The sequence below is a fragment of the Paraburkholderia sp. OAS925 genome, from assembly GCF_040543975.1.
Taxonomy (GTDB): Bacteria; Pseudomonadota; Gammaproteobacteria; order Burkholderiales; family Burkholderiaceae; genus Paraburkholderia; species Paraburkholderia graminis.
Genome location: NZ_JBEUNO010000001.1, coordinates 3,150,493 through 3,165,953, shown reverse-complemented (window position 1 = coordinate 3,165,953; position 15,461 = coordinate 3,150,493). Strand labels below are relative to the sequence as shown.

At 63.3% G+C, this 15,461-nt stretch carries 11 protein-coding genes and 1 tRNA gene; 8 read left to right on the top strand and 4 right to left on the bottom strand.

Annotated elements, in window-relative coordinates; genetic code table 11:
• Positions 1-341 precede the first annotated feature (341 nt).
• The 4 genes from glnA (at position 342) to ABIE53_RS13760 (ending at position 6,922) form a co-directional block, all read left to right on the top strand.
• The gene (gene glnA, locus ABIE53_RS13775) at positions 342-1,757 is read left to right on the top strand and encodes a type I glutamate--ammonia ligase (RefSeq protein WP_006051243.1); all 1,416 of its coding nucleotides are present in this window, start codon (positions 342-344) and stop codon (positions 1,755-1,757) included.
• Between the two features lie 143 nt (positions 1,758-1,900).
• On the top strand, positions 1,901-3,043 hold the full coding sequence (gene glnL / locus ABIE53_RS13770) for a nitrogen regulation protein NR(II) (protein ID WP_006051244.1): 1,143 nt from the start codon (positions 1,901-1,903) through the stop codon (positions 3,041-3,043).
• 47 nt (positions 3,044-3,090) lie between these two features.
• Complete coding sequence (gene ntrC, locus ABIE53_RS13765; protein WP_029967520.1) at positions 3,091-4,608, top strand: nitrogen regulation protein NR(I); 1,518 nt, start codon at positions 3,091-3,093, stop codon at positions 4,606-4,608.
• Positions 4,609-4,777: 169 nt separating this feature from the next.
• A complete protein-coding gene (locus ABIE53_RS13760; RefSeq protein ID WP_114156249.1) occupies positions 4,778-6,922 on the top strand; it encodes a prolyl oligopeptidase family serine peptidase in 2,145 nt (714 codons plus the stop codon).
• A 37-nt stretch (positions 6,923-6,959) separates the two neighbouring features.
• Here ABIE53_RS13760 and xth read toward each other — a convergent pair whose 3' ends face one another.
• A complete protein-coding gene (gene xth, locus ABIE53_RS13755) occupies positions 6,960-7,736 on the bottom strand; it encodes an exodeoxyribonuclease III (protein WP_114156248.1) in 777 nt (258 codons plus the stop codon).
• 210 nt (positions 7,737-7,946) lie between these two features.
• Between xth and ABIE53_RS13750 the strand changes: the two genes are divergently transcribed.
• Both ABIE53_RS13750 and ABIE53_RS13745 read left to right on the top strand, forming a co-directional pair.
• On the top strand, positions 7,947-8,234 hold the full coding sequence (locus tag ABIE53_RS13750; protein WP_006051248.1) for a hypothetical protein: 288 nt from the start codon (positions 7,947-7,949) through the stop codon (positions 8,232-8,234).
• Positions 8,235-8,336: 102 nt separating this feature from the next.
• Positions 8,337-8,413: transfer RNA gene (locus ABIE53_RS13745), tRNA-Met, on the top strand.
• Positions 8,414-8,465: 52 nt separating this feature from the next.
• Here ABIE53_RS13745 and ABIE53_RS13740 read toward each other — a convergent pair.
• Positions 8,466-9,182 (bottom strand): aspartate/glutamate racemase family protein, encoded by a 717-nt coding sequence (locus tag ABIE53_RS13740; protein WP_114156247.1) that lies wholly within the window; start codon positions 9,180-9,182, stop codon positions 8,466-8,468.
• Between the two features lie 201 nt (positions 9,183-9,383).
• Here ABIE53_RS13740 and ABIE53_RS13735 point away from each other — a divergent pair, with 201 nt between their 5' ends.
• A complete protein-coding gene (locus ABIE53_RS13735) occupies positions 9,384-10,676 on the top strand; it encodes an amidohydrolase family protein (RefSeq protein WP_114156246.1) in 1,293 nt (430 codons plus the stop codon).
• Positions 10,677-10,762: 86 nt separating this feature from the next.
• Here the strand turns inward: ABIE53_RS13735 and ABIE53_RS13730 are convergent, their stop codons facing one another.
• Positions 10,763-12,871 (bottom strand): M3 family metallopeptidase, encoded by a 2,109-nt coding sequence (locus tag ABIE53_RS13730; RefSeq protein WP_114156245.1) that lies wholly within the window; start codon positions 12,869-12,871, stop codon positions 10,763-10,765.
• A 278-nt stretch (positions 12,872-13,149) separates the two neighbouring features.
• Here ABIE53_RS13730 and ABIE53_RS13725 point away from each other — a divergent pair, with 278 nt between their 5' ends.
• Positions 13,150-14,304 (top strand): acyltransferase family protein, encoded by a 1,155-nt coding sequence (locus ABIE53_RS13725; RefSeq protein WP_114156244.1) that lies wholly within the window; start codon positions 13,150-13,152, stop codon positions 14,302-14,304.
• Between the two features lie 208 nt (positions 14,305-14,512).
• On the opposite strand, the gene folD is transcribed toward ABIE53_RS13725, so the two are convergent.
• Positions 14,513-15,373 (bottom strand): bifunctional methylenetetrahydrofolate dehydrogenase/methenyltetrahydrofolate cyclohydrolase FolD, encoded by an 861-nt coding sequence (gene folD, locus ABIE53_RS13720; RefSeq protein ID WP_006051253.1) that lies wholly within the window; start codon positions 15,371-15,373, stop codon positions 14,513-14,515.
• Positions 15,374-15,461 lie beyond the last annotated feature (88 nt).

Here is a 15,461-nt window from a genome sequence, read left to right as displayed (position 1 = left end):
CCGCTCGCCCTTTAATGGTGCAAAATGCCGCATATGCACCAAAGTCGTTCCGCGACAGCGGCCACCTCCCACCCGCGCCTCATTTTGGTGCTTCGAGAAACCATCGAATTTTAGGGCTGCATATCCGCCGGTGCGCGAATTCCCCGCCGACGCGCGCACTGTCAGCACGCGCGCCGTCTTGGCGCATACATGGCACAGTTGCTGCTTTAGTCAGGCCGATCGATCAGCAACGGCTAATTTTCACATTCGCTCTTCACAATTGAGGGTGGACGCGCCGGGACGGGTCAGCTAGATTGGGCGGCGGCTGAAATCCGCCGAATTCGTTAATCAGGAGATAGGTTATGAGTAAATCCGTGGCCGACGTCGTTCAACTCGTCAAAGACGAAGACGTCAAGTTTGTCGACTTCCGTTTCACCGACACGCGCGGCAAAGAGCAACACGTTTCGGTGCCGGTGTCGGCATTCGATGAAGACAAGTTCGAAAGCGGCCATGCGTTTGACGGTTCGTCGATTGCCGGTTGGAAGGGCATCGAAGCATCGGACATGTTGCTGGTCCCGGACGCAAACACCGCCTTCATCGACCCGTTCTATGAAGAGTCCACGCTCGTTCTGACCTGCGACGTCGTCGAACCGGCTGACGGCAAGGGCTACGAACGCGACCCGCGTTCGCTGGCAAAGCGCGCCGAAGCCTATCTGAAGAGCTCGGGTCTCGGCGACACGGCATTCTTCGGTCCGGAACCGGAATTCTTCATTTTCGACTCGGTCCGGTGGAACACGGACCAGTCGGGCTGCTTCGTCAAGATCGGTTCGGAAGAAGCACCGTGGTCGTCGTCGAAGGAATTCGAAGGCGGCAACACCGGCCACCGTCCGGGCACGAAGGGCGGCTATTTCCCGGTCGCTCCGGTCGACACGTTCCAGGACATCCGCTCGGAAATGTGTCTGCTGCTCGAACAGATCGGCATTCCGGTCGAAGTGCACCACCACGAAGTCGCGGGCCAGGGCCAGAATGAAATCGGCACCAAGTTCTCGACGCTCGTGCAACGCGCCGACTGGCTGCAGCAGATGAAGTACATCATCCAGAACGTCGCGCACACGTACGGCAAGACGGCTACGTTCATGCCGAAGCCGATCGTCGGCGATAACGGTTCGGGCATGCACGTTCACCAGTCGATCTGGAAAGACGGCCAGAACTTGTTCGCGGGCAACGGCTACGCAGGTCTGTCGGAATTCGCGCTGTTCTACATCGGCGGCATCATCAAGCATGCTCGCGCGCTGAACGCGATCACGAACCCGTCGACGAACTCGTACAAGCGTCTCGTGCCGCACTTCGAAGCACCGGTCAAGCTGGCTTACTCGGCACGCAACCGTTCGGCATCGATCCGCATTCCGCACGTGTCGAACCCGAAGGGCCGCCGTATCGAAACGCGTTTCCCGGACCCGATGGCGAATCCGTACCTGTGCTTCTCCGCGCTGATGATGGCAGGTCTGGACGGCGTGCAGAACAAGATTCATCCGGGCGAAGCTGCCGACAAGAACCTGTACGACCTGCCGCCGGAAGAGGATGCAAAGATCCCGACCGTGTGTGCCGGCCTCGACCAGGCTCTGGACGCGCTCGACGGCGACCGCGAGTTCCTGACGCGCGGTGGGGTGTTCACGGATTCGATGCTCGACGCGTACATCGAACTGAAGACGAACGAGCTGCAGCGTTATCGTCAGTCGGTGCACCCGATCGAATTCGAAATGTACTACTCGCTGTAAGCGGCAATGGCGCTTCGCCCGTCGAATGGCGAAGCGCTTTGTCCGACGCTCGCGATCGGTCACGAAGGGACGGCGGCGCCGTCCCTTTTTCATTCGACCGGACGCAGCGGTTTGCCACCATCTCCTATCGGCCAGACTGCAAGATGGTTCTAAAGAATCTGATCAAGGCGAGAAAAGGGCACGTCGACACGCTGTCCGACGACGCACAGCTCGTCGCGTCCGGACTGTTGCCGGGCTTCGAGGCGTTGCCCACCGTCGTGCTGATACTCGAGAAGCGCACGCTGCGCGTCGCGTTTGCGAACCCGTCGGCGGAGTCGATGCTCGAGCTTTCGCGCCGGCAACTCACGCAGATGGCGTGGCCGGACATCTTCTCGAATGCCGACGAACTGGTCGCCACCATCACGTCGATCGCCGCTCACCGTTTTCACGCGACGCATCTCGATGCCGTGCTCGAGCGGCCCGCTCACGAGCCGCTGCATGTGCATGCGATCGTCGGCTTTCTGGAAAGCGCGCAAGACTACGTGCTGCTCGAACTGTTCGAGAACGAGCGGCATTTGCGCAGCGACCGCGAGGAGCGCATCAACGACCTCACGGCCGTCAACAAACAGTTGATCCGCAATCTCGCGCACGAAATCAAGAATCCGCTCGGCGGGATTCGCGGCGCGGCGCAACTGCTCGAATTCGAACTGGGCGAGCGTCAGCGCGACGAGTTGCGCGAGTACACGCAGGTCATCATCAAGGAATCGGACCGGCTGCAAACGCTGGTCGACCGCTTGCTCGAGCCGCACCGGCATCCGCATATTGTCGGCGACGTGAATATTCACGAAGTGTGCGAGCGCGTGCGTCAGGTGATTCTCGCGGAGTTTCCGCGCGGCCTCACGATCGAGCGCGATTACGACGTCAGCGTGCCGGACCTGCGCGGCGACAAGGAGCAACTGATCCAGGCGCTTCTGAACATCGTGCGCAATGCGGCAGAGGCATTGCGCGAACGCATCTCGCAAGGCGACGCGCGCATCGAATTGCGCACGCGCATTGCACGCAAGATCACGGTGTCGAAACGCTTATGTAAGCTGGCACTGGACTTGCATATCATCGACAACGGCCCCGGCATTCCCGAGGACATTCGTGACCGCATCTTCTATCCGCTCGTATCGGGGCGCGAGGACGGCAGCGGTCTCGGTCTGACGCTCGCGCAGACGTTCGTGCAACAACACGACGGTCTGATCGAAGTGGAAAGCCGGCCCGGCCACACCGAGTTTCAGATTCTGCTGCCGCTCGACTACTGACACGCCTTCGCACACCGCAGGCATCTCAAGACTTCTGACAGACCTATATGAAGCCGATCTGGATAGTAGACGACGATCAATCGATTCGCTGGGTGCTTGAAAAAGCGCTCGCTCGCGAAAACTTCGCGACGCGCAGCTTCGCGAACGTGCGCGAGGCGTCGGCGGCGCTCGATCACGAAAGCCCGCAGGTGCTGGTGTCCGACATCCGGATGCCGGGCGGCTCGGGCCTCGAATTGCTGCAAACCGTGCGTGACAAGGTGCCGGGCTTGCCGGTCATCATCATGACGGCGTTCTCCGATCTGGACAGCGCGGTCGCCGCGTTCCAGGGCGGCGCGTTCGAATATCTCGCGAAGCCGTTCGACATCGACAAAGCGGTCGAGCTGATCCGCCGCGCGGTGGACGAGAGCATGCGCGGCGAACAGACGTGGGACGACCGCGTTGCCGATGCACCCGAAATGCTCGGCCAGGCGCCCGCGATGCAGGACATGTTTCGCGCGATCGGACGTTTGTCCCATTCGGCGGCAACCGTGCTCATTACCGGCGAATCGGGCACCGGAAAGGAACTGGTCGCGCGTGCGTTGCACCGGCATAGCCCACGCGCGAACGGTCCCTTCATTGCGCTGAACACCGCGGCGATTCCAAAAGATCTATTGGAATCCGAACTATTCGGCCATGAGCGCGGCGCCTTCACTGGCGCGCAGGCAATGCGCCAGGGCCGCTTCGAGCAGGCCGAAAACGGCACGCTGTTTCTCGATGAAATCGGCGATATGCCGTTCGATCTGCAGACGCGCCTGTTGCGTGTGCTCTCCGATGGCCAGTTCTATCGGGTCGGCGGCCACAATCCGCTGCGCGCCAACGTGCGCGTGATCGCGGCGACGCACCAGAATCTGGAATCGCGCGTACGTCAGGGGCTTTTCCGCGAGGACTTGTATCACCGGCTCAACGTGATTCGCCTGCGTTTGCCCGCGTTGCGCGAGCGCAGCGAAGACATTCCGCTGCTCACCCGGCATTTTCTGCAGAAGAGCGCGCGCGATCTGGGCGTCGAGCCGAAGCGCGTATCGGAAGAGGCGCTCGCTTATCTGGCTTCGCTGCCGTTTCCGGGCAATGTGCGGCAGTTGGAGAATCTCGCTAACTGGCTCACGGTGATGGCGCCCGCGCAGACCATCGAGATCAAGGACTTGCCGCCGGATCTCGGTCCCGCGCAGGCCGGCGCGACGGATCTTACGACGGGCGGGGGCGGCAGTCCGATCGGTAGCGCGGACGCGAGCCTCGCGGCCACGGCGCCGATCAATGGCGGAAGCGTGGCGACGCATGCGGGCATGCCGGGCGGCCTGCCGGTTGCCACGGTCAGCGCATGGGAAGGCGGCTTGCGCACGGAAGTCGCGCGCTTGCTGCGCGAGAATTCCGCGGACGTGATGGACGAACTCGCACGCCGTTTCGAAGCGGCGGTGATTCGCGAGGCGCTCGACTTCACGCGCGGTCGCAAGGTCGAGGCGGCGGAGCGTCTCGGTATCGGACGCAATACGATTACGCGCAAGATTCAGGAGCTCAATCTCGAGCCTTGATTCGATGACCGCACGGCATGTGTGAAGGCGGCGGGCGGCGGCATGGATATCGCGTCCGGCCGCCGCTTGCGCCTTTATCCGAACATCCAGACATTGAACCGCCGCGCAAACACCGCCGCTTCTCGCGCGGCAAGGCATAATCAACGCTGTTTTTATCCGACAGCTCACGATGCCTCCTGCCTCTTCCGCTACTTCTCCCTGGCCGTTTTCCACCGATCCGTTCCTGTGGCTTGAAGCGCTCGACGACCCCGAAGCACTCGCGTGGGTCGACGAGCAGAACGCCCGCACCCGCGCCGCGTGGTGCAGCGGTGAGCGACTCGACACGCTCACACAATGGCTCGCCGATGCGTATCTGCCGCGCGAACGCCCCGTCATTCCCACTCGATGGAAAGAGTGGGCGTACGACCTGTGGCAGGACGACCGCAATCCCAAAGGGCTGTGGCGGCGCACCACGTGGGCGGCGTGGCGCGGCGGTAAGCCTGAGTGGCAGGACCTGATCGACTTCGACGCGCTAGGGGAAGCCGAAGGCACGCCGTGGGTCTGCGTCGAGTTCGACATTCTTTACCCGGATGGCGATCGCGCGTTGATCACCATGTCGCCAGGCGGCTCCGACGCGGTCGTCGTGCGCGAGTTCGACATCGACGCGCGACGCCTCGTCGACGACGGTTTTGTGATCGCGAAGGCGGGCAAGCATGCGGCGTCGTGGATCGACCGCGATACGCTTTACGTCGGCTGGGACAATGGGAGCGAGAGCCTGACGCGCTCCGGCTATCCGCGCGAAGCGCGGCGCTGGACGCGTGGCACGGCGCTCGCCGACGCGCCCGTGGTGTTCGAGGGCGCGTATGACGACATCGGCGTGCAAGCGCACTACGATCCGGTGGAAAAGCGTCACACGGTAGTGAGCAGCGTCGATTTCTTCGACTCGCACAGGTACTACCTCGACGCGGCGAACGGCGTCCCGCTTGCCGCCGATGCGTGGCGTCGTTACGACGTGCCCTCGCATGTCGCGGTGGGCGGCTGGAACGGCTGGCTGCTGCTCGAGCCGCGCCTCGACTGGCATTACGATGAAGTGACGTATCCGGGCGGCGCGCTGCTGGCGATCCGTGAAGACGCGTTCCTGCGCGGCGAGCGCGAGGTCACGCCGTTGTTCATCCCGACTTCGCAGACGTCCGCCTGCGAATGGACGCACACGCGCAACCAGCTCATCGTGTCGTATCTGGAAGACGTGCAGAACAAGACCTTGCTGTTCACGCCGATGCAATCCGCCGATCACACATGGCAGTGGCAACAGCGTGTCTTCCCGTCGCACGGCGAGGGGCAGGCCGACGTCTCGCCGGTGGAATCGACGTTGAACGACGAAGTGTTCGTCGATACCGACGACTATCTGCAGCCGCCCGCGTACTGGCTTGCCGATCTTGCCCGCGACGATCTCACCGCGTGGGAGTTGGTCCACCGCTGGCCGACGCAGTTCGACGCGACGCGCTATGTGGTGACGCGCGGTGACGCCGTTTCCGCGGACGGCACGCGCGTGCCGTACACGGTGATCGGACCACGCGACGCGCAAGCTGCCGCCGAGCGCATGGATCATGCGGATCGCGCCGAACAGCCTGTCACGCGGCCGTGTCTGCTGACCGGCTATGGCGGCTTCGCGATTCCGTTATTGCCGAGCTATCTCGCGGGGCAGGGCATCGGTTGGCTCGAGCGCGGCGGCGTGTACGTGGTCGCGCACATTCGCGGCGGCGGCGAGTTCGGCACGCCCTGGCACACGGCGGCGCAGACCGAGCATCGGCAACGCGCTTTCGACGATTTCATCGCGGTGGCCGAAGCGCTCGTCGCAAGCGGCGTGACGAGCGCCGCGCAACTCGGCATCCAGGGCGGCAGCAACGGCGGCCTTTTGGTGGCGGCGTGCATGGTGCAGCGCCCGGAACTGTTCGGCGCGGTGGTCTGCGAAGTGCCGCTGCTCGACATGAGCCGCTATCACCTGCTGCATGCCGGCGCGTCGTGGATCGACGAATACGGCGATCCCGACGATCCCGCCGATGCGCGCGTGCTCGCCGCCTACTCGCCGTATCACCGCGTGACGGCGGGCGTGAAGTATCCGCCGGTGATGTTCACGACGTCGACCGCCGACGACCGCGTGCATCCTGGCCATGCCCGCAAGATGGCGGCGCGCATGCAGGCGCTTGGCGTGGATAACGTGTGGTATCGCGAGAATACGGAAGGCGGTCACGGCGGCTCCGACGAACTGGAGCAGGCCGAGCACGACGCGATGGTGTTCGAGTTTTTGTGGGGAACGCTGGCGGTTTCGGCTTGAGCGTGTGTGCGAATGCGAATGCGTCGGGGCGCCTCTATCAACCTAGTTGCGCGACGACCGGCGCGTGGTCCGACGGCTGGTCCCACTTGCGCGGCACCTTGTCGATCTCGCACGAAGCGCACGTTTCGGCCAGCGCCTTCGACAGCAGAATATGGTCGATGCGCAGACCCGCGTTGCGGCGGAAAGCCATCATCCGGTAGTCCCACCACGAATAGATTTTTTCCGGCTGCTCGAACCGACGGAATGCATCGACGAGACCGAGTTCGATCAGCCGCACGAACTCCGCGCGTTCTTCCGGCGACACCAGGTTTTGACCTTCCCAAGCCTTCGGATCGTGTACGTCGCGGTCGTCGGGTGCGATGTTGTAATCGCCGAGCAGCGCGAGCTTCGGATACAGCGCCATCTCGCTTTTGACCCAGTCGTGCAGCGCGGCAAGCCAGCGCAGCTTGTACGCGAACTTGTCGGTGCCGGGTGCCTGGCCGTTCGGAAAATAGGCGGAAATAATGCGCACGCCCTCGACGGTCGCCGCGACCACGCGCTGCTGCAAGTCATCAAAGCCCGGAATGTTTCGCACGACGCTCGCTTCGTCGACGTTGAGCCCCGCGCGCACCAGAATGCCGACGCCGTTGTACGTCTTCTGGCCCGCGAACCAGCTCCGGTAGCCTTTCTCTTCGAGTTCCGCGCGCGGAAACTTTTCGTCGGGCAGCTTCAGTTCCTGAAGGCACAGTACGTCGGTGCCGCTGGTTTCGAGCCAGTCGATCACGTGTTGCTGGCGGACTTTGAGTGAGTTGACGTTCCAGGTGGCGATTTTCACGGGAGATTCTCAAGCTGAATGGCGCAGGAGCCGTAGCTTACCAGCGCCCGCGCGAAGGCGACGATTTTCGCGGCGCTCGCACCTGCACTCACGCCCACACCGCGTGGCGCGCGTCGAAAATAAAAAGCCGATGCGCGCCGCGCGCAGCGTATAGTGGGGTGATATTCACAGTTCGACTCACTCAGGCACCGGCGTGCACCGGAGGGCATCATGGCTCAGGCTTATCCAGATCTTTATAAGGACTTCGAAGTGCATCCGCTGGTTTTCTCGCGGGCGTTCGACAAATTCGACGGTCACAAGCGGCATGCGGAAGGCTACGACGTCGCGGTGCGCGTCTGCCGTCCGGGTGCCATTAGCGGTTCGAAGGCGAGCCGTGTGTTTCGTCTCGTGCTGCCCGCCACGTTCTCCGACTTCGGCGTTGCAAAACGCAGCGCGAGTCAGTACGGCGCGGATATTATCGACGGCAAGATCGAGGGCGCGACGGTTCAGGACCTGTGATTCGCGGTGCGGGTTTTTGCGCGTCGAATGGCATGCCGACACCGTTAGTCGAAGCAATAGTTTGACGTTTTGCCGACGCCCCTATATACTCTTTTTCTCTGACGCGGGGTGGAGCAGTCTGGCAGCTCGTCGGGCTCATAACCCGAAGGTCGTAGGTTCAAATCCTACCCCCGCAACCAGGCATTATTGAAAGCCCGCTGGCGCAAGCCACGCGGGCTTTTTCATTTGCTGTCAGTCATCCGCAATCGCCTCATCACCCCCAATCGCCCACTCCACCGCCGCTTGCGCATGCAACGCCGTCGTATCGAACACGGGCAGCACGGAATCTTCCGCCTTGATCAGCAACGTGATCTCGGTGCAGCCGAGAATTACCGCCTGCGCGCCGCGCGCGGCCAGCGATTCGATCACACCTTGATATATCGCGCGCGACTCGCTCTTCACGTTGCCGTGACACAGCTCATCGTAGATGACGCGGTGCACGTCCGCGCGTTGCGCTTCTTCCGGCACCAGCGTTTCCAGGCCGTAGCGCTCGCGCAGCCGTCCCGTGTAAAAGGTCTGCTCCATCGTATAGCGCGTGCCGAGTAAACCGACTCGTTCGACGCCCGCCGCACGCAGTGCGTTGCCGGTCGGATCGGCGATATGCAGGAACGGCACATGAATGGCGCGCTCGATCGACTCATACACGCGATGCATCGTGTTGGTCGCAAGCATCACGAGCCCGGCGCCGCCGCGTTCGAGTTGACGCGCCGCATCGGCCATCTGTTCGCCGAGCGCGTGCCAGTCGCCCGCGCGCTGATTCGCTTCGATGGGCGCGAAGTCCACTGTCAGCATCAGGCTGCGCGCGTTGTGATGACCGCCGAGGCGCGCCTTCGCGTGACGGTTGAGCAGCCTGTAATACTCGGCGGAAGATTCCCAACTCATGCCGCCGATCACACCTATCGTCTTCATCCGCACGCTCCTCAATGAACAACGCCACAACGTGAACCGAGTATAGGTGCGCCGTGCCGCGGGTTGCCGGTACGGATTGCTCGCCGTCGGCCGGTACGGGGATCCCAATTTAAGCGCCTACAAAACCGGCGCGGCCTTTCTGACGCCGATAGAATCGTCATGAATCACGACGCGAACGCCGACACAAAAAAGGAGCGAGATATGGACCTGATCATCCGCCGCGCGATGCTGCCGCCACGCGTCGCGCCGCAACTCAAGCACGCGGTCGACATCGGCATCGAAGCGGGGCGCATCGTCGCGGTCGAAGCGAATCTGGCCGCCGTCGCGCGCGACGAAATCGACGCGGCCGGCTCGCTCGTCACGCCGCCTTTCGTCGATCCGCATTTCCATATGGACGCAACGCTGTCCTACGGTTTGCCGCGCGTGAACGCGTCGGGCACGCTGCTCGAAGGTATCGCGCTGTGGGGCGAACTGAAGCCGCATCTCACGCAGGAGGCGCTGATCGAACGCGCGATGCAGTACTGCGACTGGGCGGTTGCGCGCGGGCTGCTGGCGATCCGCAGTCACGTCGATGTGTGCGATCCGCGTCTGCTCGCCGTCGAGGCGCTCGTCGAAGTGAAGCGCCGTGTCGCGCCGTATCTGGACCTGCAACTCGTCGCGTTTCCGCAAGACGGCGTACTGCGCAGTGCCGGCGCTTTCGAAAACCTGAAGCGGTCGATTGCAATGGGCGTCGACGTGGTCGGCGGCATTCCGCATTTCGAACGCACGATGGCCGACGGCGCGCAATCCGTGCGCATGTTGTGCGAGTACGCGGCCGAGCAGGGCTTGCGAGTGGACATGCACTGCGACGAATCGGACGATCCGATGTCGCGCCACATCGAAACGCTCGCCGCCGAAACGCAGCGCCTCGGCTTGCATGGGCGCGTCACCGGTTCGCATCTCACGTCGATGCATTCGATGGACAACTACTACGTGAGCAAGCTGTTGCCGCTGATGCGCGAGTCGGGTGTATCGGCGATTGCGAATCCGCTCATCAACATCACGTTGCAGGGACGCAGCGACACGTATCCGAAGCGGCGCGGCATGACGCGCGTGCCGGAGATGATGGCGGCGGGCATCAACGTCGCGTTCGGCCACGATTGCGTGATGGACCCGTGGTATAGCCTCGGCTCGGGCGACATGCTCGAAGTCGCGCACATGGGCTTGCACGTCGCGCAGATGACGGGCGTCGAAGGCATGCACGCGTGCTTCGACGCGGTCACGGTGAACGGCGCGCGCATTCTCGGTCTGGAAGACTACGGTGTCGCGCCGGGCTGCGCCGCCAACCTCGTGCTGCTCGACGCGCGCGATCCGGTGGAAGCGATCCGCCTGCGCGCGGCGCGACTGGCGGTGATCAGCCGCGGCAAGGTGGTGAGCCGCGCACCGGCGGCGCGCGCGGCGTTGTCGCTCGACGGACGTCCTTCGGAAGTGGACTTCAAGCTGCATCGCGACTGACCTGACCGCCGTACGCAGCCAGCAAAAAAGCCGGTGTCCGCATTGTGCGGAACACCGGCTTTTCATCGCATCACAACACCATTCATTCAGTGCGCGGCGGCAGGCGTCATGCCGTTATGCCGCAGCAGCGCGTCGATGTTCGGCTCGCGTCCGCGGAACGCCTTGAACGATTCCATCGCGGGGCGGCTGCCGCCCACTTCGAGAATCTCCTTGCGATAGCGCATGCCGGTTGCCTGATCGAGCACACTGCCGCTCGCCGATTGCGCGGCTTCCTCGAATGCCGCATACGCGTCGGCGGACAGCACCTCGGCCCACTTGTAGCTGTAGTAGCCCGCCGCATAACCGCCCGCGAAAACGTGGCTGAACGTGTTCGGCCAACGCGAGAAGGGCGCTTGCGGCACGACATGAAAACGCTCGTTGATCTCGCTCGCGAGTTGCGTTGCGTTCTTCGTCCCGGTTGCGTCGAAGCCGGTATGCAACTGCATGTCGAACATCGAGAACACGATCTGCCGCAACGTGCCGAGCCCGCTCTGGAAATTCTTCGCGGCAAGCATCTTGTCGAACAGTTCGCGCGGCAGCGGCTGCGCCGTTTCGACGTGCGAGGTCATGTCGGAGAGCACGTCCCACTCCCAGCAGAAGTTCTCCATGAACTGCGACGGCAGTTCGACCGCGTCCCACTCGACGCCGTTGATGCCGGACACGCCGAGTTCATCGACGCGCGTCAGCATGTGATGCAGCCCGTGCCCAAACTCGTGGAAGAGCGTGATGACTTCGTCGTGCGTGAAGCATGCAGGCTTGCCGCCGACCGGCGCCGAAAAGTTGCAGGTCAGATACGCAACCGGCGTTTGCACGCCGCCGTGCGTATGCTTGTGACGGCCGCGCGCGTCGTCCATCCAGGCGCCGCCGCGTTTGCCTTCGCGTGCGTACAGGTCGAGGTAGAACTGCGCGACGAGGCCGCCGTCCTGGTTCTCGACGCGGAAAAAACGCACGTCCGGATGCCACACAGCGGCTTCGTCGCGGCGGATACGCACGCCGAACAAAGTCTCGGTGACTTTAAAAAGGCCCTTGAAAACAGCGTCTTCCGGGAAATACTGCTTCACTTCGTTCTCAGAAAACGAATAGCGCTTCTGACGCAGGCGCTCGGCGGCAAACGTCATGTCCCACGGTTGCAGGTCGCTCAGGCTGAGTTCATTCGCCGCGAATTCGCGCAGTTCCTTCCAGTCCTGCTCCGCATGCGGACGCGCGCGCGTGGCCAGGTCCTCGAGGAAAGTCATGACCTGTTCCGGCGATTCCGCCATTTTCGGCGCGAGCGAGACTTCGGCGAAATTGTTGTAGCCGAGCATGTGCGCTTCTTCCGCGCGCAGTTTCAACTGCTCGGCGAGCACCGCCGTGTTGTCCCACTCGGGCTTGCCGTTGCCGTATTGCGGACCGAGTTCGGACGCGCGCGTCACATACGCGCGGTACATCGCCTCGCGCATCGGACGGTTTTCCGAATACTGCATGACCGGGAAGTACGACGGGAAATGCAGCGTGAATTTGTATCCGGTCTTGCCGTCGCGCTCAGCCGCTTCTTTCGCGGCTTCGATCACGTCTTCGGGCAGGCCGGCGAGTGCCGCTTCGTTGCCGGCTTCGACGACATACGCATAAGCGTTCGTGGCATCGAGCACATGATCGGAAAACGCCTTCGAGAGCGCCGCCTGCTTCTCCTGCAATTCGGCGAAATGCGGCTTCTGGTCCTCGGGCAATTCGGCGCCGGACAGACGGAAATCGCGCAGCGCGTTGCTGAGAATCTTCTGGCGCTCACTGCTGAGCGCGGCGAATTCGTCGCTTGCGTTCAGCGTCTTGTACTTCTCGTACAGCGCAAGATTCTGCCCGACGCTCGACCAGAACTCGGTCACGCGCGGCAGGTTTTCGCCATACACGGCGCGCAGTTCCGGCGTATCGGCAACGGCGTTCAGATGACCGACGACGCTCCATGCGCGCGACAGCGGTTCGGTCGCGCGCTCGACGGGCTCGACGACATCGGCCCACGAAGCGGGTGTAACCGGCAAAGCGGCGCGCTCGACTGCGGCCGCTGCATCGGCGAGCAGCACATCGAGCGCGGGCGTGACGTGTTCGGGGCGGATTTCGCCAAAGCGCGGCAGGTCGGAGAAATCGAGGAGCGGGTTGTCGTGATTCGAGACGGTAGTGGACATGAGGCTTCCTGTCTGACGCGGGTGAACGGTTGATGACTAACGGTTACTTTAACCGGTGCTGGGCGGCGTGCGCGCGGCGGCGCCCCATCGCACCTGACATCCATAGTATTGGGGCAGGCATACAAATTACCAGATGTCGCGGCGCGCGGCGCTTCTGTGCGAAAGCGAACTGTGTCAAACGGCGCCGCGCCGCATGCTGATGCGTCCGTCGCTTGACTGCCGAGTGGCGGCTCAGCACTTCAGTTGACGCTTTCCGACGCTTTCCCCAAGAGGTATCGATGCACCCGCTTTCGCACGCTCTATCGCGCAACGGCAACAATTTCGACCTGGTGCGGCTTGTCGCCGCCGTGGCCGTCGTGTATGGCCATTCGTATCTGCTGCAGGCGCCGGACGGCTCGAGCGACTGGGTCCACAACGCGCTCGGTTTCGACGGCTTCGGCGCGCTCGGCGTCTACGCGTTCTTCCTGTTGAGCGGCATGCTCGTGACCGCGAGCTTCGACCGTCAACGCTCGGCGCCGCGCTTTGCGGTGCTGCGCATCGCGCGGCTGTGGCCGGCAGTGGCGCTCGGCTCGCTCGTGACGGTGTTCATCGTCGGGCCGTTGTTCACGACGCTGCCGCTGCGCGAGTATTTCAGCTCCGGCATGACGTGGGCGAACCTCGACAACTTTTCCACCATCGTGATGAACACCGGCTGGGCGCTGCCCGGCGTGTTCGAACACAACCGCTTTCCCGTCGACGTCAGCAGTCCGCTATGGACGCTTCCGCTGCAAGTGCGCTGCTATCTGATCGTGCTCGCGGCGGGCATGCTCGGTCTGCTGTCGAGCCCGCGCGGCGCATTGCTCGCCGCGGCGCTCGGCATTGCCGCCTTCGTGCTGCGCGTGCATTTGCCGCCGCATCTGACGCCGCATTCGCTTCCGCTCGTGCAGATCGGCTTGCGCGACTTCAGCGAGACGCCCGGCGGCTATTCGTTCTGGCCGGAGCCGTTCTTCATGCTCGGCGTGCTGCTGTATGGCTTGCGCGAGCGGATCGACATTCACGGTCTGATGACGCTCGCGTTGACGATGGTTTTTCTGGTGTTTCGCGATACGGCGGGCGCGCAGCCGTTGTTCTATCTGGCTTTTGTGTATGGCGTGCTGTGGGTCGGCACGACGCCGCTGTTGCGGCGCTTCGTGCCGCGCCATGACTACTCGTACGGCATCTATCTGTATGGCTTCATGGTGCAGCAATGCGTGGCGAATATCGCGCCGCAATTGAGTCATGTGACGGCGGTGCTGATCGCCGCGCCGTTTATCGTGCTGTGCGCCGCGCTGTCGTGGCACTGCGTCGAACGGCCGGTGCTGATGTGGTGCCGCGCTCGCCTCGCGCGCCCGCGTGCGGTGCGTGCCGACGCGAGGCCGGCGAGCGAGCGGGGCGCGCGCGAAACCGTGCGCTGACGGTCACGCAGCAAGCGTTGGATTCGAAGAGTGATGGAGTGAGACTGAGGTGCGAGGAGAAGCAGGGCGGGGACGCAGATGAGCGTGAGTCATAACGAGCCGGACAAAACCTCGATTCACGCCGATATGAAAGCAGCAGTCAAACCGGGGTTGCGTAGCGAGTTGAAAGCGCGGGGCTGGCAGTTGCCCAGCGCTTTCCTTTTTACCTTCAGGCCTTCTTCGCTGCCTCGCGCTCCGCGGCTTCAATCGTATTCACGAGCAGCATCGTGATGGTCATCGGACCGACGCCGCCCGGCACCGGCGTGATGTAGCCGGCCACTTCCTTGACGCCCGCGAAATCGACGTCGCCGCACAGCTTGCCGGCCTCGTCGCGATTCATGCCGACGTCGATCACGGCCGCGCCCGGCTTCACCATGTCGGCGGTGACGAGGTTGCGCAGGCCGGTGGCCGCGACCACGATGTCGGCATTGCGCGTGTGCGCGGCGAGATCGCGCGTCTTGCTGTGGCAGATCGTGACCGTCGCGCCCGCTTCGAGCAGCAGCAGCGCCATCGGCTTGCCGACGATGTTCGAGCGGCCGATCACCACCGCGTTCGCGCCTTGCAGCGGAATCTCATAGGCGGCGAGCATCTTCATCACGCCGTACGGCGTGCACGGACGGAACAACGGCTTGCCGGTCAGCAACGCGCCCGCATTGGCGACGTGAAAGCCGTCCACGTCCTTCTCCGGCGCGATCGCCTCGATCACCTTGTGGCTGTCGATATGCGGCGGCAGCGGCAGTTGCACGAGAATGCCGTGGATCAGCGGGTCGCGATTGAGTTCGTCGATACGCTCGAGCAGTTCGGCTTCCGACAGATCCGCCGGATAACGGTCGAGCGACGAGCCCAGACCATTGTCGTGGCACGCCTTGACCTTGTTGCGCACGTAGACTTCGCTGGCCGGATTGTCGCCGACGAGCACGACAGCGAGCCCCGGCTGATGGCCGCGGGCGGTCAGCGCGGCGGCGCGTGCGGCGACGTCGGCGCGCAGTGTCTTGGAGAGGGCGAGGCCGTCGATCAGTTTGGCAGTCATGGTCGGTCGAGAGGGGCAGTATGGAAAGCGGAGCAGCGCGTGCCGCGCGCGATGGCGTTTTTCAGCAGCAACGGGTCGGCACATGAAA